This is a genomic window from Massilia sp. METH4 (assembly GCF_037094685.1).
Taxonomy (GTDB): Bacteria; Pseudomonadota; Gammaproteobacteria; order Burkholderiales; family Burkholderiaceae_D; genus Rugamonas.
Window position 1 is genome coordinate 1,549,366 of sequence record NZ_CP146614.1, and the last position, 19,804, is coordinate 1,569,169.

Genomic DNA, 19,804 nt, shown 5'->3' on the forward strand with positions numbered 1-19,804 from the left:
AATACATGTTGTTTTTAAGCCAGCCGAATTGCACTCCTCGCTACGTTCCCGGTGTGCAGTCCGGGCACGGCTGCGGCGGTTCGGGCGGCGGGTGCTTCAATGCCTCGGCCAGGTCGCGCAGCGCGGTGCGCACGCCCTCTTCCACCACCGGGTGGTAGAACGGCATGTCGAGCATGGCCGATACCGTCAACCCGGCCTGCACGGCCCACGCCAGCAGATGGCCGATATGCTCGGCGCGCGGGCCGATCATCTCGGCGCCCAGGAACCGGCCGCTGCCGTATTCGCCATACACGCGCAGCATGCCGCGGTTTTGCAGCATCACCCGGCTGCGCCCCTGGTTGGCGAACGATACCTCGCCGATGGCGAAGCGGCCTTCGTGGCTGCCGTGCAGCGTGCGCCACAGCGCGCCCGGCGTGGCGATCTGCGGCTCCGTGAACGCGATCGCGAGCGGCGTGCGGCGCAGGCCGGGCTGCACGTCCGGGTACAGCGCGGCATTGTGGCCGGCGATCTTGCCCTGGTCGGCCGCTTCCGGCAGCAGCGGCAATTCATCGTTGGCGTCGCCGGCGATGAAGATCGGGCTGGTGCCGCATTGCATCGTGGTGTGGTCATACAGCGGCACGCCGCGGCGGTCGCGCTCGATGCCGGCCAGGTCCAGGCGCAATGCCTGCACGTTCGGGGCGCGCCCGATCGCCGCCAGCACGTAGTCGTAACGCTCCTGCCGCTCGTTGCCGGCGCCGTCGCGCGTGGTCAGCACCACCCCGTCGCCGTCCGGCTGTACCGACACCACCTGGGTCTGGAAGCGCACGTCCAGCTCCTGCCGCAATACCTTGGCCGCTTCCGCGAGCACCGCGGGGTCGCTCAGTTGCGCGATGCTGTTGCCGCGCGCGTACAGGGCCACGCGCACGCCGAGGCGGTGCAGCGCCTGGCCCAGCTCCAGGCCGATCACGCCGGTGCCGATCACCGCTACCGAGCCGGGCAGGTCGGTCCATTCGAACACGGCGTCGCTGTGGATCACGCGCGGGCCGGCCTTGGCCCACTCCTCGGGCACGATCGGCGTGGAACCCGTGGCGATGACGATCCGCTCGGCCTGCACCTCGGTGTGGTCGTCCACCACCAGGCGGTCCGGTGCCGCGAAGCGGGCATAGCCGCGGATTTTGTCCGCGGCCGGCAAGCCTTCGACATTCTCGACGACGAAGCCGGCAAACCGGTCGCGCTCGCGCCGCACGCGGTCCATCACGGCCGGGCCGTCGATCCGCACCGTTCCCGCATGCACGCCGAACCCGGCCGCCGCATGCAGCGCGTGCGCCGCCTCGGCAGCGGAAATGAGCAGCTTGCTGGGCATGCAGCCGACGCGCGCGCAGGTCGTGCCGTAGGGACCGCCTTCGATCAGTACCGCATGCTTGCCGGCGGCACGCGCGGCGCGGTAGGCGGACAGGCCGGCGGTACCGGCACCAATGACCGCCACGTCGCAACGAATCAGGTTCATTGTTCCTCCAGGAATTTCCCGCATCGTACACCACCACGCCGCACTGCGAGCGGGGCAATGGTTCGGCCGCGCAGCGCCTATCGCCACGGCTGTGCGCCCGCTCGTGCCGGGGAGGCAGGCCTCCATCGAATGGTCAGATATCGACCGGATCGACTTCCAGCGACCATTTCACGCGCGACTTCATGTCGCGCAGCCTTGCCATCCACTCCTTCAGGAAGGCCTGCAAGGCCGGCCGCGACGGCGATTCCACCAGCAATTGTGCGCGGTCGACGTTGTGCACCCGGGTCATGCTCATTGGGATCGGGTCGTTGACCGTGATGCCTTCGGCGATCCCTTCCCCATGGGCGCAGTCGCGCGCGGCCTGCAGGAAATCCAGCGCCTTCGCCAATTCACCCGCCTCGGCCCGCAGCATGGCCTGGTACAGGAAAGGCGGCAGTCCGGCCTGTTCGCGCTCTTCCAGCAGCGCGCCGGCAAAACGGTCGTAGTCATGATTGACGACGGCACCGTACAGCGGGTGTTCCGGATAGCGCGTCTGCACCAGCACCTCGCTGGGGCTGCCGCCATCGGCCTGTGCGGTGCGGCCGGCGCGGCCGGCCACCTGCATCAGTTGCGCGAACAGCCGTTCGCTGGCGCGGTAATCCTGCGAGAACAGCGCCGTGTCCGGGTTCAGGATGCCGACCAGCGTGAGCTTCTTGAAGTCGTGACCCTTGGCGACCATCTGCGTGCCGACCAGGATGTCGACATCGCCCCGGTGCACCGTCTCGAACGCTTCCTGCGCGCTGCCCTTGCGGCGCGTGGAATCGGCGTCGATGCGCAGGATGCGCGCCTCGGGGAACATCGCCTGCAAGCCTTCCTCGATGCGCTGCGTGCCGCGGCCCAGCGGTTGCAGGTCGATATTGCCGCAGGTGGGGCAATGGCGGGGGATGCGCATTTCCAGGCTGCAGTGGTGGCAGCGCAGCTTGAACTCCCCCTTGTGCAGCACCATGAATGCCGTGCAGCGCTGGCAATCGCTGACCCAGCCGCAGGAATCGCAGCAGATCACGGGGGCGTAGCCGCGCCGGTTCAGGAACAGCAGCGATTGCTCGCCCCGCTCCAGCCGCAGCTTCAGGGCCGCCACGAGCGGCGCCGTCAAGCCATCCTTCGGCTTGTCGTGCTCCATGTTCACGAGCTTCACGGCCGGCAGCGTGGCTTGCTTCACGGCGCGCTCGCGCAACTCCAGCTTGCGGTAGCGCCCCACCTGGGCGTGGTGCCACGTTTCCAGCGACGGTGTCGCCGAGCCGAGCACGACGGGAATCTTCAGTTGCCAGGCACGCCATACGGCGAGGTCGCGCGCCGAATAGCGCAAGCCTTCCTGCTGCTTGTACGAAGGATCGTGTTCCTCGTCGATCACGATCAGCTTCAGGTGCGGCAGCGAGGCCAGGATCGCGAGCCGGGTGCCGAGCACGATGCGGGCCTGCCCCTGATGCGCGGCCAGCCAATGCAGCATGCGCTCGCCTTCCGAGAGGCTGCTGTGCAGCGTGGCCAGCATCACGCCCGGGAAGCGGGCGCGGATATTCGCTTCCAGCTGCGGCGTCAGGTTGATCTCGGGAACGAGCACGAGGATTTGCGCGTCCGGCTCGCGCGCCAGCACCTGGGCACAGGCTTGCAGGTAGACCTCGGTCTTGCCGCTGCCCGTCACGCCATACAGCAGCATGGGCGCGAAACCCTGGGCACCGCCGATCGCATCGGCCGCGCGCTGCTGGGCAGCATTGAGTTCCGGCATGCCGACGGGCGCGGGATCGTGGCCGATCGTGGACTTGGCCAGCTTCTTGACCGCCCGGTCCAGGTTGACTGTGGTGGGCAGGCGCAGGTTCTTCGGCAGGCCCGGCAGCGCCACCTCGCCCAGCGGGCGCTGATAGTACTCGGCGGCGAAACCGGCCAGCGCCAGCCATTGCGGCGGCAACGGCGCCAGCTGGGAGCGCACGGCCAGTGCATCCTTGAGCTTTTCCGCCGGCACGTCGGTCTCGTCGGCAACCGCGACGATGATGCCCACCACTTCGCGCGGGCCGAACGGAACAAGTGCCAATTGCCCGACCTGGGGTCGCTCCGTGGGCGCGCAGGGCCAGCGGTAGTCGAACACGGCATGGAGCGGCGTATCCAGCGCGATCCTGAGTATGCAATGGGGCATCAGCTCACCCGTGAACTATCCACAAATTCTGGGGATAACTTTGTGGACATTAGACCCGTAATTCCCGGCAAGCAGCATTTCCGAGGCAATAATGAGGCCTGGAAACACCGGAGTTCACAATTTTTTCCCTTGTAAATCAAAGTGTTAAAAAACGCTCGCCAGAGAGGCGAAAACAAGGGATTTTTTAATCTTGCTGTGTATAAGTCGCCTCCGCTCACCGTCGTGATCGATACGCGATCACGGAAAACCGCGGGGCGGAACCCGCTATTCTACCAAGCGAACTCGACCTTAGCGAGTACTATTCCCTGCCCAATAGTTGTGCAATGCCGCAGGAAATGGGGTAAGTCGCGGTTTACTAAGCGCTTTTGACATTTTTCCACAGTTTTTGTGGATAACTTTGTGGAGAATGGCTCCACAACATTTCCCGGAGTGGGGAAGAAGGTTTACTTACCGCCAAGAACAGATGCACGGCTGAGCAAAATTACCCAGCAAAATCAAGCACTTGAATTTATTGCCGTCCTAAAACTTTCCTGGTTGCCTTTTGCTTTGGCAACCAGAAAAATTGTGCATAAGTCGGGTTTGGCTGTGGGTTTGACAGGCTCGGCGCCGCGTACCGCTCAAGCGCCGAAGCGCAGGTTCCGGCTATGGGCGTGGACGGTATCGACCATGACGGCCACGGATTCCGGCGGCGTGAATTGCGAAATACCATGGCCCAGGTTGAACACGTGGCCAGTGGTGTGGGGGCCGTAGGCATCCAACACGCGGCATACTTCGGCCTGGATCTGCTCGGCGCCCGCGAACAGGATCGCCGGGTCGAGATTGCCCTGCAACGCGACCTTGTCGCCGACCGCCGCGCGCACCTTGCCGATATTGGCGGTCCAGTCCAGGCCGATCGCATCGGCGCCGATCGCGGCGATTTCCTCCGCCCAGTGCGCGCCGCCTTTCGTGAACACGATGGCGGGAATGCGTTCGCCTTCGTGCTCGCGCTTCAGTTGCGCCACCACGCGCTGCATGTACTGCAGCGAAAACTGCTGGTAGGCCCCGTCGGCCAGCGCACCGCCCCACGAGTCGAAGATCATCACCGCCTGGGCACCCGCCTCGATCTGGGCATTCAGGTACTCGGCCACGGCGCGCGCGTTCACATCCAGGATGTGGTGCATCAGGTCCGGCCGGCTGTACAGCATCTTCTTGATCGTATGAAACTCGCGCGAACCCTGGCCTTCGACCATGTAGCACGCCAGCGTCCATGGGCTGCCGGAGAAGCCGATCAGCGGCACGCGGCCGTTCAGCGTCGTGCGGATCTGCGTGACGGCCTTGAACACATAATCGAGCGAGCCGGGTTCGGGCAGGCGCAGCGCCTGTACGTCTGCTTCCGTTTTCAGGGGGCGCTCGAACTTCGGTCCCTCGCCCTCGACGAAATGCAGCCCAAGACCCATGGCATCGGGCACCGTGAGGATGTCCGAAAACAGGATGGCCGCATCGAGCGGATAGCGGTCGATCGGCTGTAGCGTGACCTCGGTGGCCAGGTCGGGATTCGTGGCCAGCCCCATGAACGAGCCGGCCTTTTCGCGCGTGGCGCGGTATTCGGGCAGGTAGCGGCCCGCCTGGCGCATCAGCCACACGGGGGTGTAATCGGTCGGCTGGCGCAGCAGCGCACGCAGGAAGGTGTCGTTCTGAAGCGGGGCGAATTGTGGCATGGATGGCAATGAAAAGCGGGACGAAAGCAGGTATTATCGCATCCCCCCGTTCTTTTCACGCGTCCTTGAAATGACCGCTCCGACCGCCTTGCAAAGCGCATCCTTCGGCACCTGGCCCTCCCCCATTTCGGCTGCCATGGTGGCCGCCGGCGCCACCCCGCTGTCCTCGCTGGCCATCGCCGGCACGGACGTTCTCTGGCTGGCCGGCCGTGCCAGCGAGGGCGGCCGCAACACGCTGCTGCGGTTCCATGGGGAAAGGACCGATGAGCTGACGCCGCTGCCCCTGAACGTGCGCAGCCGCGTGCACGAATATGGTGGCGGTGCCTATGCAGTGGACGGCGAGACGGTGTTCTTTTCCAACGCGGCCGACAACCGCCTGTATCGCATGGAAGGCGACGAGGAAGCACGGCCGTTCACGGCCGAAGGCCGGCAGCGCTTTGCCGATTTCGTCGTCGACCGGGCCCGAAATCGCCTGATCGCCGTGCGCGAACTGCACCCTGACGATCCCGCCTCGCACGCGCAACCGGAGAACGCCCTGTGCGCGGTAGACTTCGACGGCGCCGAGACCGTGATCGCGCGGGGCCACGACTTTTATTCGTCGCCCCGGCTCGCGCCGGATGGGCGCCGGCTGGCCTGGCTGACATGGGACCACCCGCGCATGCCCTGGCAAGGTACCGAGCTGTGGGTGGCCGATATCGGCCAAGACGGCAGCCTCGCAACGCCCGCGCTGGTGGCGGGCGGGCCTGAAGAATCGATCTGCCAGCCCGAATGGTCGCCGGACGGACGGCTGTACTTCGTGTCGGACCGCAGCGGCTGGTGGAACCTGTATCGCCATGGCGACGGCTTGGAGGCAATCTGCCCGCTGGAGGCGGAATTCGCCGGCCCGCACTGGGCGTTCGGGAACTCGATGTACGGTTTCCTCAATGCGAACGAGATCGCCTGCACGTATATCGACCAGGGGGTGAGCAGGCTGGCGCGCCTGGTGATCGGCAGCGCAGGAAGTGGCACACGCGTGGAGCCGATCGCCAATCCATACCAGGAGATCCGCGAGCTGCGCACTGGCGACGGCTTCATCGCCCTGCTGGGCGGCAGCCCGACGATTCCGGCCGAGATTGCGCGCATCGACCTGGCCAACGGCGAACTCGAGGTGCTGGCCCGGTCCATCGACACGCTGCCCGACGTGGGCTACCTGTCGGTACCGGAGAGCATCCGCTATCCCAGCGCCAATGGCCGCACCGCCTACGCCTTCTTCTACCCGCCGCATAACCGCGACGCCGCCGCACCGGCCGGCGAAAAACCGCCCGTGATCGTGATCGGCCACGGCGGCCCGACCGGCATGGCCGCCAGCACGCTCAAGCTGACCACGCAATTCTGGACCAGCCGCGGCTTTGGCGTGCTGGACGTGAACTACGGCGGCAGCACCGGCTTCGGCCGCGCCTACCGCGACGCGCTGAAGGGGCAATGGGGCGTGGTCGACGTGGAGGATTGCGTGGCCGGCGCGCGCTGGCTCGTCGAACAGGGGCGCGCCGATGGCGAACGCCTCATCATCCGCGGCAGCAGCGCGGGTGGCTACACCACGCTGTGCGCGCTGGCCTTCCACGACGTATTCAAGCTGGGCGCCAGCTACTATGGCGTGGCCGACCTGCAGGGGCTGGACGACGATTCGCACAAATTCGAATCGCACTACAACGAATACCTGATCGCCCCGCAGCCTCAGGCGCGGCAGGTGTACCTGGAACGCTCCCCCAGCCACCACGTGGACAAGCTGGGCTGCCCGATGATCTTCTTCCAGGGCCTGGATGACAAGGTGGTGCCGCCCCAGCAATCGGAAACGATGGTGAAGGCCTTGCGCCAGCGCGGCGTGCCGGTCGCCTACGTGGAACTGGAAGGCGAGGGACACGGCTTCAGGAAAGCCGAGACGATCGTTCGAACGCTGGAGGCGGAGCTGTATTTCTATCGGCGCATGTTCGGCCTGCACGACACCGCCGCGCCGGCGCCCGTGCATATCGATAACCTCGACGGGGCGGCATGAGCGACAGTTCCCTGCAGGACCAATTCGACGCGCTGCACCCGAACGAGAAAACGGTGCTGGCGCTGCTGGCGCTGGTGGGCGAGCCGATGGGCAAGTCGGCCGTGCTGGATCACATCGTGAAGATGGGCCTGCGCGACGACAAGGGCTACGCCTTCAACCAGACGAAAAGCAACGAGATCGTCGAACACCTGGAACGCCTGGCGTTCACCAGCCTCGTGGTTGGCCGGGGCTACCTCTGCAACGCCAGGCTGCGCTGGCCGGCCATCCGCGCCGCCATCGGCGCCCACATGCTGGACGATATCTGCAAGGCCTACGAGGCGGTCAACCCGATGCGCAGCAGCTGGAACGGCACGCCGGAACCCCGCAGCTACCGGCACGGCGTGGCGCGGCTGCGCATGGCGCTGTTGCGCGGGCAGCCGCCGCAGGACGTGACCCCGCTGCTGGCCGCCTGCCTGCGCTCCTATGAAGCGGCGCAGCTGCACCCGATCGTCGACATCTTCGCGCGGCCCTTCGAGGCCGGCATGCTGCTGCTGGTGCACCCGTCGATGCAGGACGATATCCTGATGCTGCTGCTCCAGCATGCGCAGCGCGAACCGGCGCTGGCGCCGGACGTGCGCGGCGCCGCCCAGCGGCACTTCGACCGCCGCGAGAAGGCGGGCGACGATGTCTCCGAAGGGTTGCGGCTGGCGCTGGGCGAGGATGCGATCCTGGCCGGCAACCTGCCGCAGGCCTTCACCTATCTGGAAGTGGCCAGGAGCCCGCTGGCCCTGTTCTACGCCAGCGTCCTGATGCTGTTGCGCGGTCACGTGAATGACGCGGTCGCCGGCTTCGAGAACGCCCTGAAATCGGTCCGCCGGGAGACCGGCAAGCGCAAGCAGGTGTTTGCCGGCTTCGGCGGCTACCTGTACGTGCTGGCGCTGCTGCGCGCCGGCGATGCCAAGGCGCTGAAGTCGGCCGAGAGCTACCTCGACCTCGCCGTGCATGCGCAGCAGAACCCGGACAGCGGCACCTACGCCATGCTGTCGATGCTGCGCCAGGTGCGCGCCGGCACGATGCAGGCGGAGGTGGTTGTGGCGCGCGCGTGGGAAACGCCGCTGCAGGCGCAATTGTTCCAGGCACTCGTGTACTGGTGGCTCGGCCTGCCGCAGCTGGAAAAGCGCCGCGCCGAATTGCAGGACCTCGCACAGGACGCGGGCGCCAACGGTTACATCCTGATCGCCGCGCAGGCCGAAAGCCTGCTGGGGCACCTGGGCGACGACAAGGCGGCGGCGCGCGCCAATGACATGCTGTCGAAGCTGGGACTGCCCGACATGGCGACGTGGTTCGAGCGCCAGGAAGGCTGGAAGCGCCAGCTCGATGCGCTGATCAACCTGCACCAGGGCGCGCCTGCCGCCGTCAGCGAAACGCGGCTGGCCTGGATGATCCTGTGGAGCGACCGCACGGGGATCACGGAGCTGGAGCCGCGCGAACAGAAGCGCAGCGCGAAGGGCCAGTGGAGCAATGGCCGCCCGATCGCCCTGAAGCGCCTGGCCGAGGATGCCGCGCAATGGGACTTCGCGACGCCGCAGGATATCCGCCTGGCCACGTTCATCAGCCCTTCACGGCAGCCGTATTCGTCCGGCCTGCGCTACGACATCGATCCGGCCGCCGCGGCGCCGGCGCTGGTGGGGCATCCGCTGGTGTTCTGGTACGACGCGCCGGAAACGCGCGTGGAAATCGTGGGCGGCGAGCCGGAGCTGCTGGTGCAGGAGCGCAAGGGCAAGCTGCACCTGTCGCTGCATCCGGCGCCTTCGGCCACCGACACGACGATCGTGCAGCGCGAAGCGCCGAACCGCCTGCGCGTGACGACCATCAACGACGAGCACCGTCGCATCGCCGCCATCGTGGGCGACGGCCTGACGGTGCCGATGCACGCGAAGGAACAGGTACTCAAGGCGATCGGCACGGTGGCCGCCAGCGTCACCGTGCAGTCGGACATCGGCGGCGGCACGGCCGACGGCAACCAGGTCGATGCCGATACCCGCCTGCACGTGCACCTGCTGCCTTACCAGCAAGGCTTGCGCATGCAGGTGCAGGTGCGCCCGCTGCCGGACGCCGGACCGTACTACGCGCCGGGCACCGGAGCCGAGACCGTGATCACCGACGTGGGCGGCAGGCAGGTTCAGGTGCGCCGCAGCCTGGCCGGCGAGCGCGATGCGGAACGCCAGCTGGTGCTGCGCTGCACCGCCCTGGAGGGCGCCGAGCAGGAACACGGCGAATGGCTGATCGGCCAGCCGGCCCTGTGCCTGCAATTGCTCACCGAATTGCAGGAGCTGGGGCCGGAGCGCGTGGTGATCGGCTGGCCGGAAGGCGAGAAGTTCAGCGTGACCAAGCCCGTGTACACCAAGCAGCTGAAACTGTCGATCAAGAGCAAGAAGGACTGGTTTGCCGCCAGCGGCCAGTTGCAGGTGGACGAGGACCGCGTGATGGACCTGCGTTCGCTGCTGGACCTGATCCGGGCCAGCAAGAGCCGCTTCATCGAATTGAAGGACAAGCAGTTCCTGGCCCTCTCCGAGGAGCTGTACCGCCGCCTGTCTGAACTCGATGCCTATGGCGAGGACGACGATGCCGGCGTGAAGGTGCACCAGCTGGCCGCCTTCGTGCTGGAGGAGCTGGCCGGCGAAGTGGGCGGCCTGGAAGCGGATCGGCTGTGGCGCGAACATATCGCCCGCATCGCCGCGCAGGCGGAATACCGGCCGCAGGTGCCGTCCACCCTGCAGGCCGAGCTGCGCGATTACCAGCGCGAAGGCTTCGAATGGCTGGCGCGGCTGGCCCACTGGGGCGTGGGCGCCTGCCTGGCCGACGACATGGGGCTCGGCAAGACGATCCAGTCCCTCGCCCTGCTGCTGCTGCGCGCGCCACAGGGCCCGGCGCTGGTGGTGGCGCCCACCTCCGTGTGCCTGAACTGGGCCAGCGAGGCGGCGCGCTTTGCCCCCACGCTGAACGTAAAACTGTTCGGTGCCGGCGACCGGGCCGAAATGATCGACAGCGCCGGGCCTTTCGACCTGGTGATCGTCAGCTACGGCCTGCTGCAACTGGAGTCGGAACGCTTTACGAAGCAGCGCTGGCACACCATCGTGCTGGACGAGGCGCAGGCGATCAAGAACGCCGCCACGAAGCGCTCGCAGGCCGTGATGGCGCTGTCGGGCGACTTCCGCATGGCGTGCACGGGCACGCCGCTGGAAAACCACCTGGGCGAGTTGTGGAACCTGTTCCGCTTCATCAATCCTGGCTTGCTGGGATCGCTGGACCAGTTCAACCTGCGCTTTGCCGGCCCGATCGAGCGGCAGCAGGACCGCAAGGCCGAAGTGGGCGCGCGCAACCGGCTGCGCCGGCTGATCGGTCCCTTCATCCTGCGCCGCACGAAGTCCCAGGTGCTGACGGAACTGCCGGCGCGCACCGAGATCGTGCTGGAAGTGGACCTGTCGCCCGAGGAAACGGCGCTGTACGAATCACTGCGCCGCGAGGCGCTGGACAAGCTGGACGCCATCGACGCGCCGGTCGACAGGAAGTCGATGCAGATCCTGGCCGAGATCATGAAGCTGCGCCGCGCCTGCTGCAACCCGAATCTCGTCGCGCCCGAGCTGAAGCTCGACAGCAGCAAGCTGGCCGCGTTCGCAGAACTGCTGGCCGGCTTGCTGGAAAACAGGCACAAGGTGCTCGTGTTCAGCCAGTTCGTCGACCACCTGGCGCTGATCCGCGAACACCTGGACCGCGGCGGCGTGACTTACCAGTACCTGGACGGCGCCACGCCGCCGGCCGCGCGCAAGCAGCGCGTGGATGCGTTCCAGGCGGGCGACGGCGATGTCTTCCTGATCAGCCTGAAGGCGGGCGGCGTGGGCATCAATCTCACCGCGGCCGACTACGTGATCCACATGGACCCGTGGTGGAACCCGGCCGTGGAAGACCAGGCGTCGGACCGCGCCCACCGCATGGGCCAGCAGCGCCCGGTGACGATCTACCGGCTGGTGGCGCGGCACACGATCGAGGAAGGCATCGTCGACCTGCATGCGCACAAGCGCGAACTGGCCGACAGCCTGCTGGACGGCAGCGAGATGGCGGCGCGCATGAATGCGGCGGACATGCTGGCGATGCTGGAGGAAGGGCTCCGGCGCTGATCCGGGTCTGAATTTTTCCTGATGCTAACGGGACGCGGCCGTCAAGCCGCCTTCGCTATCATGGCCGTAATGACAAATGCCATCTCAGGAGCACACCATGGCCGATACCCTGCTGCGAGTCTTCGACAGCTTCGCCCTGGCGGAACATGCGCGCGAAGCGCTGATCGCCTCCGGCATCCCCGCTGCCGCCATCACCCTCGATTCCCGCAATGACGAAGCCGGCCCCGTCGAGGGCAACTTCGTGGTCGATCTCACCGAAAAGCCCACGCCGTCGATGGACAATCCGAACCGCGCCGGCCAGAACTCGGAAATCCGCGCCGCCGTGCAGCGCAGCACCTGCATCCTGCAAGTCGAAGTGGAAAACGACCGCGACGGCGCGCGCGTCAACAATATCCTCGACCGGCTGGCCGTGCACGACCAGGCGGAACGGATGACCAGCCGCCAGGATCCCGCCTGACCCTTTCGCCGAACGGTCATTCCGTGCCATGATCCGGGGATGGATCTCAAGGAAAACGAACTCTCCCCCGCCGGGCACGGCATCCCGCTCTGCCATAAGGCCTGGACGGCTTATGGCGGCTGCTTCCTGCTGGCCGTGGTCATGGTCTTCGTGCTGCGGCTCGCCTTCCGCCATTCGGAACTGGCCGCCGCCGCCGTGCTGGCCGCCTCCGCCCTGCTGATCGGCTACCGGGTGCTGCTGATCCGCAGTTTCCAGCTGTATTACGACGACGTGGGCGTGTGGCTGTATTCGGGCGTGCTGCCCTGGCAGCGCGGCGTGCGGGGCATCAAGTGGCGCGACCTGGACCAGGCGTTCTATGTGCAATCGTTCCGCAGCTGGCTGACGCGCTCCTGGTCGATCCGGGTGACCCACCGTTTCACCGATGCCAGCGCCATCATGCTCTCGCACATGGCGCGCGGGCGCGAAGCGGTGGCGATCATCAACGAGCGGCACCAGCAGATGCTGCGCGACGACCGCCTGGCGTGATTCCAGGAAGCTGTCGTGTAACATGCCGGGTTACGGCGAGCTGATCGATGACCAGTGTCAGGCGATCCGCCCGCTCCCTGCCTGACCCCGGTAAGAGAAAGTTACACGATGATCAAGACCAAACTCGCGCTGGCCGCCATGATGCTGGCGCTGGCGTTCTCGCCTGCCGAAGCCGCCAAGAAGCCGACGAAGGCCAAGGTGACCAAGACCGCGTCCTCGAAGAAAACCTCGAAATCCTCGAAATCCCGATCCACCGTCAAGAAAGCCGCGGCCGCCACCGCGGTCGCCGCCGCGGCCCTGCCCCTCGAGAGCCGCGCCGACCGTGCGTTCAACAACCTTTCCGGCCAGTTCCTCACCGCCCTGTGGCGGATGGACCCGGAAACGGCGATTACGGTGGGCAAGTACGACACAGCCTTCACGCTGACGGTGCCCGACCTCGCCACCCGGCAGTTGCAGATCGCCTTCATCGACGACTGGCTGGGCCGCTTCGCCAGGCTCGATGCGCGCCAGCTGTCGCCGAGCCAGCGCACCGACCTGGCCCTGCTGGTCAACAAGCTGAACTCGGATCGCTGGTACCTGACCACGTTCCGCGAATTCGAGTGGAACCCGGCCATGTACAACATCGCCGGCCCGATCGACTACATCCTGCACACCGAATACGCGGCCAAGTCGCAGCGCCTGCGCACGCTGCTGCGGCGCCTCGCCAACGTGCCGGCCTATTACGAGGCGGCGCGCAACAACATCACGACGCCGACGCGCGAGCACACGCAGCTGGCGATCGCCCAGGCGCCCGGCGTGATCGCCCTGCTCGAGGAATTGGACAAGGAAGCCCAGGCTTCTTCCCTGGCCGCCAACGAGAAAGGCTTGTTCGCGCAGCGCGTTGCCGAGTCGAAGACCGCCGTGCAAGCCTACGCCGCCTGGCTGGGCGAGCTGGACAAGATGCTGGCCGTGCAGGGAGCGCGCTCGTTCCGCATCGGCCGCGACCTGTATGAACAGAAGTTCGCCTTCGACATCCAGTCCGCCAGCACCGCCGAGCAGACGTACCGCAAGGCGCTGGTGGCGCGCGACGAGCTGCTGGCGAACATGGACCGCATCAGCGACGAGCTGTGGCCGAAGTACCTGCCCGACGTGGCCAAGCCGGCGGACCGCTACGCCAAGATCGGCATGATGATCGACAAGCTCTCGGCCAACCACGTGGCGCCGGAGCGCTTCGTGGACGAGATCAAGGCGCAGATCCCGAAGCTGCAGGAATGGGTGACGAAGAACGACCTGCTCGAGCTGGATGCGAACAAGCCGCTGGTCGTGCGCGAAACGCCCGCCTACCAGCGCGGCGTGGCCGGCGCCAGCATCGAGGCGCCCGGCCCCTACCGCCCGCAGGACCGCACCTACTACAACGTGACGCCGCTGACCGGTGCCACGCCGGAGCAGGCCGAAAGCAGCCTGCGCGAGTACAACCACTGGATCCTGCAGATCCTGAACATGCACGAAGCCATCCCCGGCCACTATGCGCAGCTGGTGTACGCGAACAAGTCGCCTTCCCTGGTGAAGTCGATCTTCGGCAACGGCGCGATGGTCGAGGGCTGGGCCGTGTTCAGCGAGCGCATGATGCTCGAATCGGGCTACGACAACTCGCCCGAGATGTGGCTGATGTACTCGAAGTGGAACCTGCGCAGCGTGACGAACACGATCCTCGACTACAGTGTGCACGTGCTGGACATGACGCAGGAACAGGCGCTCGACCTGCTGACCCGTCAGGCGTTCCAGACGAAGCAGGAAGCGGCCGAGAAATGGCGCCGCGCCACGCTCACCTCGGTGCAGCTCACGTCCTACTTCAGCGGCTACAGCGAAATCATGGAATTGCGCGAGCAGCGCCGCAATGCGCTGGGCGCGCGGTTCTCGCAGAAGGCCTTCAACGAGGAGTTCCTTGGCTACGGCAGCGCGCCGGTGAAGGTGATCCGGGAATTGATGCAGTAACCCCGGCCGCCGGGCAGTTGCTGTCGCTGGTGTCGCACACCATTTCCAGAGGAAATGGTGTGCGACACCGGTTTTCCCGAGAGCTCGCCGACTTCAGCAGGCAAAACCGGGTGTTGTGACTTCGGCAGGAAAAACCGGTGTCGTACACCGGCTCGCCGGTGTACGACACCAATGCATCCAGCGCCAGCTCAGGTCTGGTTCTCGGGCGCCTGCGTCATCTTGACGAACATCGGCGACACGAGCAGCCCCAGTTCGAAGAGCATCCACATCGGGATGGCGAGGGCGAACTGGCTGACCACGTCCGGCGGCGTGACGATCGCGGCGATGACGAAGGCGCCCACGATCACGTAGGGCCGCCATTCCTTCAGCTTGGCCAGCGAGACGATGCCCATGCGCACGAGGATCACGACCACGACGGGCACTTCGAACGCGGCGCCGAAGGCCAGGCACATTGACATCACGAAATCGAGGTAATTCTCGATATCGGGCGTGACGGCGATCGAGCTGGGCGCGAAAGTGGCGATGAAGTGGAACACACGGCCGAACACGAAGAAGTAGCAGAACGCCACGCCGGCCACGAACAGCAGCGAGGACGAGATGACGAGCGGCGCCACTAGGCGCTTTTCGTGCGTGTACAAGCCGGGGGCGACGAAGGCCCACGCCTGGTATAGCACCCACGGCAGCGCGAGGATGACGCCCAGCATCAGCGTGACCTTCATCGGCACCAGGAAGGGTGCCGTGACGCCGGTAGCGATGATCTTCGATCCCTGCGGCAATGCGTCGATCATCGGCTGGGCAAGGAAGTCGTACAGCACGGTGGGCCCCGGCCAGGCCATCAGCAGGGCCGTGACGATCAGGACACCGATGGAAGCTTTCAGCAGCCGGTCGCGCAGTTCTACCAGGTGGCTGATGAAGGTTTCTTCAGCCGGTTGTTCAGTACTCATCAGTAAAAGGAGGCGGGAGGTTTACCGTTGCGCGGGCGGAAGCGGGCCACGCGCGCCGCGCCGGATACCACGTGCAAGCGGGCGCCGTTGCGCTGCTTGTACCACAGCGGCACGGCCGAGGTACGCACCAGGCGCTTGCGGCGGAATTCCTTGGCCTTGCGGGCCTGGTCTTCCGTGGCTACCGCGTGGTAAGTACTTGTGTGATCGCCGGCCGTGTCGTGCGTGGCGTCGTGCGACGCTTCGTCGAAGTTGAACGCGCCCTCGACTTCCGACACGTTCTTCTGGATCGAGTTCTCAACGTCGGCCTTGATGTTCTGCGCCTGTTCCTGCACGTTCTTTTGCAGGTTGCGCAATTCCTCCAGCTCGATTTCGCGGCTCACCTCGCTCTTCACATCGTGCAGGTAGCGTTGCGCGCGGCCATACAGCGTGCCCGCCATTCTTGCCACTTTCGGCAATTTTTCGGGACCGATGACGATCAGCGCCACGACGCCGATGATGGCCAGCTTGGAAAGACCGAGATCGATCATGTATCAGCGACAGGCGGGAATCAGTGCTTGGTCTTTTCCTTGGCGTCGACCTCGATCGTGCCCTTGTCGGTCACGTGCGCGGGCGGCGGGGCGGGCTGGTCGGCCGTTTCCTTCTCGTCAGTCTTCACGCCATCCTTGAAGCCCTTGACGGCCTTGCCCAGGTCCGAGCCGATATTGCCCAGTTTTTTCGTGCCGAAAACCAGCATGACGACGACCAGGACGATCAGCCAGTGCCAGATGCTCATGGAACCCATAATATTTCTCCTTGGACGATAACGCCCGAATTCGGTAAGAACGAACAGTTTACACGACTCTCAGCTTGTCATGTGCTTGTCACAGTAACGGCCGGAAATAACTCTTCCGGCTGCTCGCTTGGCTGCAACAAGGCGCGCCTCGCTGGCCGCTCAGCCGTATGCGGCGATCAATGCATGCCGCGCCACGGGCGCGGGCCGCCGTAGATGTGCATGTGCAGGTGGTAGATCACCTGCCCGCCATCCGGACCGCTGTTGATCAGGGTCTTGTAGCCGCGCGTGGGGCTGCCGTCGTTACCGTAAACCACGGAAACGCCATGTTCCTCGGCCAGCTTCGGCGCCAGCGCCAGCATCTTGCCCAGCACCGCGGTATCTTCGGGCTGCGCCTCGCTGAGCGTGGCGATGTGCTTCTTCGGGATCACCAGCAGGTGCACGGGCGCGGCCGGATTGATGTCCTTGAAGGCCAGCAGCTCGTCGTCCTCATACACGACGGAGGCAGGAATTTGTTTGGCAGCAATCTTGCAGAACAGGCAGTTATCCACGTGTCGGTTTCCTTTGCTATCAGTTGTCCTGGCGGGCGGCTTTTTCGGCGATGCCGGACACGCCTTCGCGGCGCGCCAGCTCTTCGAGCACCTGCTGGGGCGTAAGGCCGAACTGGGCCAGCAGCACGAGCGAGTGGAACCACAGGTCGGCCACCTCGTACAGCACCTTGCTGCCGTCGCCGGACACGCGGGCATCCTTGGCGGCCATCACGGTCTCGGTGGCTTCCTCGCCGATCTTCTTCAGGATCGCATCGTCGCCCTTGGCGAACAGCTTGGCCACATAGGAGGCGGCCGGGTCGCCGCCCTTGCGCGATTCAATCGTGGCCGCCACGCGGTCCAGGATGGTGTCCGTCATTTCTTCTTGTCCGTATAAATGGTTTCCGGGTCCTTCAGCACGGGTTCCACGTCGCGCCAGTCGCCATCCCTGGCGTCGCCGTCGAATTGCTGGAAGAAGCAGGAATGGCGCCCCGTGTGGCAGGCGATGCCGCCGGCCTGTTCGACCTTCAGCAGCACCACGTCCTCGTCGCAGTCGAGGCGTATGTCCAGCACCTTCTGCACGTGGCCGGATTCCTCGCCCTTGTGCCACAGCTTCTTGCGCGAACGGCTCCAGTACACGGCTTCGCGCAGTTCCACGGTCTTGTACAGCGCGTCGCGGTTCATCCAGGCGAACATCAGCACGTCGTTGCTGCCGCGCTCCTGCACGATCACCGGCACGAGGCCATGCTCGTCCCAGCGGACACGATTCAGCCATTTTGCCTTGGCTACGCTAGGCGTCGTCGTCGGGATACTCATCTTTGTTCTCTCAGACCAGGCGCATCGGAATGTTTTGCCGCGCCATGAACTGCTTGGCTTCCTGTACCGTGTGCTGGCCGTAGTGGAAAATGCTGGCGGCCAGCACCGCGTCGGCATGCCCTTTCGTCACGCCGTCGGCCAGGTCCTGCAGGCTGCCCACGCCGCCCGAGGCGATCACGGGAATGCCCACCGCGTCCGACACGGCGCGGGTCAGCGCCAGGTCGAAGCCGCTCTTGGTGCCGTCGCGGTCCATGCTGGTCAGCAGCAGCTCGCCGGCGCCCAGCGATGCCATCTTGACGGCCCACTCCACCGCATCGAGCCCCGTGGCGTTGCGGCCGCCGTGCGTGAACACTTCCCATTTGCCGGGGGCGACCTGCTTGGCGTCGATCGCCACCACGATGCACTGCGAGCCGTGCTTCAGGGCCGCGTCGTGTACCAGCTGGGGATTGCTGACGGCGGAGGTGTTCAGGCTGATCTTGTCAGCGCCGGCGTTCAGCAGGCGCTGCACGTCTTCGACCTTGCGCACGCCGCCGCCCACGGTCAGCGGAATGAACACCTGCGCGGCGACCCGCTCGATGATGTCCAGGATCAGCCCGCGGTTGTCGGACGAAGCCGTGATGTCGAGGAACGTCAGCTCATCGGCGCCCTGCTCGTCGTAGCGGCGCGCGATCTCGACGGGGTCGCCGGCATCGCGCAGCTCGGTGAAATTGACGCCCTTGACGACGCGGCCGTCGGTCACGTCCAGGCAGGGGATGATGCGTTTGGCCAGCATATTATTCTTCGCTCGACGGTACTTCGCCGCGGGTTTCGCCACTGAGTTCGTCGGCACGCAGCTGTGCCTCGTTCAGGTTGATGGTGCCTTCGTAGATCGAACGGCCGCAGATCACGCCTTCGATGCCTTCGTCCTGCACCGCGCACAACGCTTCCACGTCGGCCAGGTTGTGCAGGCCGCCGGAGGCGATGATCGGGATGCGCACGGCCTGGGCCAGGCGCACCGTCGCTTCGATGTTCACGCCGCCCATCATGCCGTCGCGGCCGATGTCGGTGTAGACGATCGATTCCACGCCGTATTGCTCGAATTTCTGCGCCAGGTCGATCACTTCATGGCCGGACATCTTGCTCCAGCCATCCGTCGCCACCTTGCCGTCCTTGGCGTCCAGGCCCACGATGATGTGGCCCGGGAAGGCGCCGCAGGCGTCGTGCAGGAAGCCCGGGCTCTTCACGGCGGCGGTGCCGATGATGATGTAGCTGATGCCGTCGTCCAGGTAGCGCTCGATCGTGTCCAGGTCGCGGATACCGCCGCCCAGCTGCACGGGAATCTCGTCGATGTCATTCTCGGCCGCGAAATCCTGCACCGTCTTCAGGATGGCCTTCACGGCTCCTTCGTTCTTGGGCTTGCCGGCGAAGGCCCCGTTCAGGTCCACCAGGTGCAGGCGGCGCGCGCCCTGCTCCAGCCAATGGCGGGCCATCGCGGCGGGATCGTCGGAAAACACGGTGGCAAGTTCCATGTCGCCTTGCTTGAGGCGAACGCAGTGACCGTCCTTGAGGTCGATGGCGGGAATGAGCAGCATGGTTATAAAGGTCGTTTAGGTAATTGGTTGGCTCGGTAGGGCTCAGGGATTCCAGTGGACGAAATTCTTGTACAGCTGCAGGCCGGCGGCCGCGCTCTTCTCCGGGTGGAACTGGGTGGCGAAGATATTGTCCCGCGCGATCACGCAGCAGAACGGCGCGCCGTAGACGGTCTCGCCCACGCTGTGCGCCGGATTTTCCGGCCGCGCGTAATAGCTGTGGACGAAATAGAAGTAGGCGTCGTCGGGAATATTCGCCCACATCGCGTGCGGGGCGGTCTGCTTCACCTTGTTCCAGCCGATCTGCGGCACTTTGAAGCGGGAGCCGTCTTCCTGCAATTGCCCGTCGAGCTGGAAGCGCACCACCTTGCCGGGGAACAGGCCCAGGCCTTCGGCATCGCGCTCCTCGCTGCGCTCGAGCAGCATCTGCTCGCCCACGCATACGCCCATCATGGGCTTGCTGGCGGCCGCGCGCATGAGCGCGTCGTGCACGCCCGATTCGCGCAGGTGGGTCATACAGTCGAGCATCGATCCCTGGCCGGGCAGGACGATGCGGTCGGCCGCGTCGATCTCGGCGGGCACGCCGGAGATCGACACGTCCGCTTCCGGCGCGACGGCACGCAGGGCCTGCGCAACGGAGCGCACGTTACCCATGCCGTAGTCAACTACAACGATTTTTTTCATG

17 protein-coding genes are annotated in these 19,804 nt (G+C 65.6%); 5 read left to right on the forward strand and 12 right to left on the reverse strand.

Translation table 11 applies throughout. The annotated features are described in order from the left end of the window. Positions 1 to 40: 40 nt before the first annotated feature. From V6Z91_RS06865 to hemE, 3 genes are all read right to left on the reverse strand, one after another. A complete protein-coding gene (locus tag V6Z91_RS06865; protein WP_338768368.1) occupies positions 41 to 1,486 on the reverse strand; it encodes a dihydrolipoyl dehydrogenase in 1,446 nt (481 codons plus the stop codon). Between the two features lie 133 nt (positions 1,487 to 1,619). Beyond that, positions 1,620 to 3,653 carry a primosomal protein N' gene (locus V6Z91_RS06870; RefSeq protein ID WP_338768370.1) on the reverse strand — a complete coding sequence of 678 codons (2,034 nt, stop codon included), beginning with the start codon at positions 3,651 to 3,653 and terminating at the stop codon, positions 1,620 to 1,622. A gap of 617 nt (positions 3,654 to 4,270) precedes the next feature. Then, a complete protein-coding gene (gene hemE / locus V6Z91_RS06875; protein ID WP_338768373.1) occupies positions 4,271 to 5,350 on the reverse strand; it encodes a uroporphyrinogen decarboxylase in 1,080 nt (359 codons plus the stop codon). A gap of 70 nt (positions 5,351 to 5,420) precedes the next feature. Between hemE and V6Z91_RS06880 the strand changes: the two genes are divergently transcribed. The 5 genes from V6Z91_RS06880 to V6Z91_RS06900 all read left to right on the forward strand — a co-directional run bounded on the left by V6Z91_RS06880 (position 5,421) and on the right by V6Z91_RS06900 (position 14,495). After that, entirely contained in the window at positions 5,421 to 7,382 is a 1,962-nt protein-coding gene (locus tag V6Z91_RS06880) for a S9 family peptidase (RefSeq protein ID WP_338768376.1), read from the forward strand. Further along, entirely contained in the window at positions 7,379 to 11,539 is a 4,161-nt protein-coding gene (locus V6Z91_RS06885; protein WP_338768379.1) for a DEAD/DEAH box helicase, read from the forward strand. The genes V6Z91_RS06880 and V6Z91_RS06885 overlap by 4 nt, the downstream gene beginning before the upstream one ends. A gap of 97 nt (positions 11,540 to 11,636) precedes the next feature. After that, on the forward strand, positions 11,637 to 11,996 hold the full coding sequence (locus V6Z91_RS06890; RefSeq protein ID WP_338768382.1) for a hypothetical protein: 360 nt from the start codon (positions 11,637 to 11,639) through the stop codon (positions 11,994 to 11,996). Positions 11,997 to 12,035: 39 nt separating this feature from the next. Next, on the forward strand, positions 12,036 to 12,521 hold the full coding sequence (locus V6Z91_RS06895) for a hypothetical protein (RefSeq protein WP_338768385.1): 486 nt from the start codon (positions 12,036 to 12,038) through the stop codon (positions 12,519 to 12,521). 108 nt (positions 12,522 to 12,629) lie between these two features. Continuing rightward, positions 12,630 to 14,495: a DUF885 domain-containing protein gene (locus V6Z91_RS06900; protein ID WP_338768388.1), complete on the forward strand. Its 1,866-nt coding sequence runs from the start codon at positions 12,630 to 12,632 to the stop codon at positions 14,493 to 14,495. A gap of 188 nt (positions 14,496 to 14,683) precedes the next feature. Here the strand turns inward: V6Z91_RS06900 and tatC are convergent, their stop codons facing one another. The 9 genes from tatC to hisH form a co-directional block, all read right to left on the reverse strand. Beyond that, positions 14,684 to 15,439: a twin-arginine translocase subunit TatC gene (gene tatC, locus V6Z91_RS06905; RefSeq protein ID WP_338768391.1), complete on the reverse strand. Its 756-nt coding sequence runs from the start codon at positions 15,437 to 15,439 to the stop codon at positions 14,684 to 14,686. After that, the gene (tatB, locus tag V6Z91_RS06910; RefSeq protein WP_338768394.1) at positions 15,439 to 15,966 is read right to left on the reverse strand and encodes a Sec-independent protein translocase protein TatB; all 528 of its coding nucleotides are present in this window, start codon (positions 15,964 to 15,966) and stop codon (positions 15,439 to 15,441) included. Before tatB ends, tatC begins: the two co-directional genes overlap by 1 nt. A 20-nt stretch (positions 15,967 to 15,986) precedes the next feature. Further along, entirely contained in the window at positions 15,987 to 16,220 is a 234-nt protein-coding gene (gene tatA, locus V6Z91_RS06915) for a Sec-independent protein translocase subunit TatA (RefSeq protein ID WP_338768396.1), read from the reverse strand. 167 nt (positions 16,221 to 16,387) lie between these two features. After that, positions 16,388 to 16,759, reverse strand: coding sequence for a histidine triad nucleotide-binding protein (locus V6Z91_RS06920; RefSeq protein WP_338768399.1), 372 nt, complete (start codon positions 16,757 to 16,759; stop codon positions 16,388 to 16,390). A gap of 19 nt (positions 16,760 to 16,778) precedes the next feature. After that, complete coding sequence (locus V6Z91_RS06925; protein WP_338768401.1) at positions 16,779 to 17,114, reverse strand: phosphoribosyl-ATP diphosphatase; 336 nt, start codon at positions 17,112 to 17,114, stop codon at positions 16,779 to 16,781. Beyond that, positions 17,111 to 17,551, reverse strand: a complete 441-nt coding sequence (gene hisI / locus V6Z91_RS06930) for a phosphoribosyl-AMP cyclohydrolase (protein WP_338768403.1) — start codon at positions 17,549 to 17,551, stop codon at positions 17,111 to 17,113. The genes V6Z91_RS06925 and hisI overlap by 4 nt, the downstream gene beginning before the upstream one ends. Positions 17,552 to 17,561: 10 nt before the next feature. Beyond that, the gene (gene hisF / locus V6Z91_RS06935; protein WP_338768406.1) at positions 17,562 to 18,323 is read right to left on the reverse strand and encodes an imidazole glycerol phosphate synthase subunit HisF; all 762 of its coding nucleotides are present in this window, start codon (positions 18,321 to 18,323) and stop codon (positions 17,562 to 17,564) included. 1 nt (position 18,324) lies between these two features. Then, on the reverse strand, positions 18,325 to 19,122 hold the full coding sequence (gene hisA / locus V6Z91_RS06940; RefSeq protein ID WP_338768409.1) for a 1-(5-phosphoribosyl)-5-[(5-phosphoribosylamino)methylideneamino]imidazole-4-carboxamide isomerase: 798 nt from the start codon (positions 19,120 to 19,122) through the stop codon (positions 18,325 to 18,327). A gap of 42 nt (positions 19,123 to 19,164) precedes the next feature. Further along, entirely contained in the window at positions 19,165 to 19,803 is a 639-nt protein-coding gene (hisH, locus tag V6Z91_RS06945) for an imidazole glycerol phosphate synthase subunit HisH (protein WP_338768411.1), read from the reverse strand. Between the last annotated feature and the right edge of the window lies 1 nt (position 19,804).

Bases quoted from the DNA above. Each gene is read 5' to 3' on its own strand.
- hisI (WP_338768403.1), bottom strand. From the start codon at position 17,551: ATGAGTATCCCGACGACGACGCCTAGCGTAGCCAAGGCAAAATGGCTG.
- tatB (WP_338768394.1), bottom strand. From the start codon at position 15,966: ATGATCGATCTCGGTCTTTCCAAGCTGGCCATCATCGGCGTCGTGGCG.
- V6Z91_RS06865 (WP_338768368.1), bottom strand. From the start codon at position 1,486: ATGAACCTGATTCGTTGCGACGTGGCGGTCATTGGTGCCGGTACCGCC.
- V6Z91_RS06870 (WP_338768370.1), bottom strand. From the start codon at position 3,653: ATGCCCCATTGCATACTCAGGATCGCGCTGGATACGCCGCTCCATGCC.
- hemE (WP_338768373.1), bottom strand. From the start codon at position 5,350: ATGCCACAATTCGCCCCGCTTCAGAACGACACCTTCCTGCGTGCGCTG.
- hisH (WP_338768411.1), bottom strand. From the start codon at position 19,803: ATGAAAAAAATCGTTGTAGTTGACTACGGCATGGGTAACGTGCGCTCC.
- tatC (WP_338768391.1), bottom strand. From the start codon at position 15,439: ATGAGTACTGAACAACCGGCTGAAGAAACCTTCATCAGCCACCTGGTA.
- V6Z91_RS06900 (WP_338768388.1), top strand. From the start codon at position 12,630: ATGATCAAGACCAAACTCGCGCTGGCCGCCATGATGCTGGCGCTGGCG.
- V6Z91_RS06880 (WP_338768376.1), top strand. From the start codon at position 5,421: ATGACCGCTCCGACCGCCTTGCAAAGCGCATCCTTCGGCACCTGGCCC.
- hisA (WP_338768409.1), bottom strand. From the start codon at position 19,122: ATGCTGCTCATTCCCGCCATCGACCTCAAGGACGGTCACTGCGTTCGC.
- tatA (WP_338768396.1), bottom strand. From the start codon at position 16,220: ATGGGTTCCATGAGCATCTGGCACTGGCTGATCGTCCTGGTCGTCGTC.
- V6Z91_RS06885 (WP_338768379.1), top strand. From the start codon at position 7,379: ATGAGCGACAGTTCCCTGCAGGACCAATTCGACGCGCTGCACCCGAAC.
- V6Z91_RS06890 (WP_338768382.1), top strand. From the start codon at position 11,637: ATGGCCGATACCCTGCTGCGAGTCTTCGACAGCTTCGCCCTGGCGGAA.
- V6Z91_RS06895 (WP_338768385.1), top strand. From the start codon at position 12,036: ATGGATCTCAAGGAAAACGAACTCTCCCCCGCCGGGCACGGCATCCCG.
- hisF (WP_338768406.1), bottom strand. From the start codon at position 18,323: ATGCTGGCCAAACGCATCATCCCCTGCCTGGACGTGACCGACGGCCGC.
- V6Z91_RS06925 (WP_338768401.1), bottom strand. From the start codon at position 17,114: ATGACGGACACCATCCTGGACCGCGTGGCGGCCACGATTGAATCGCGC.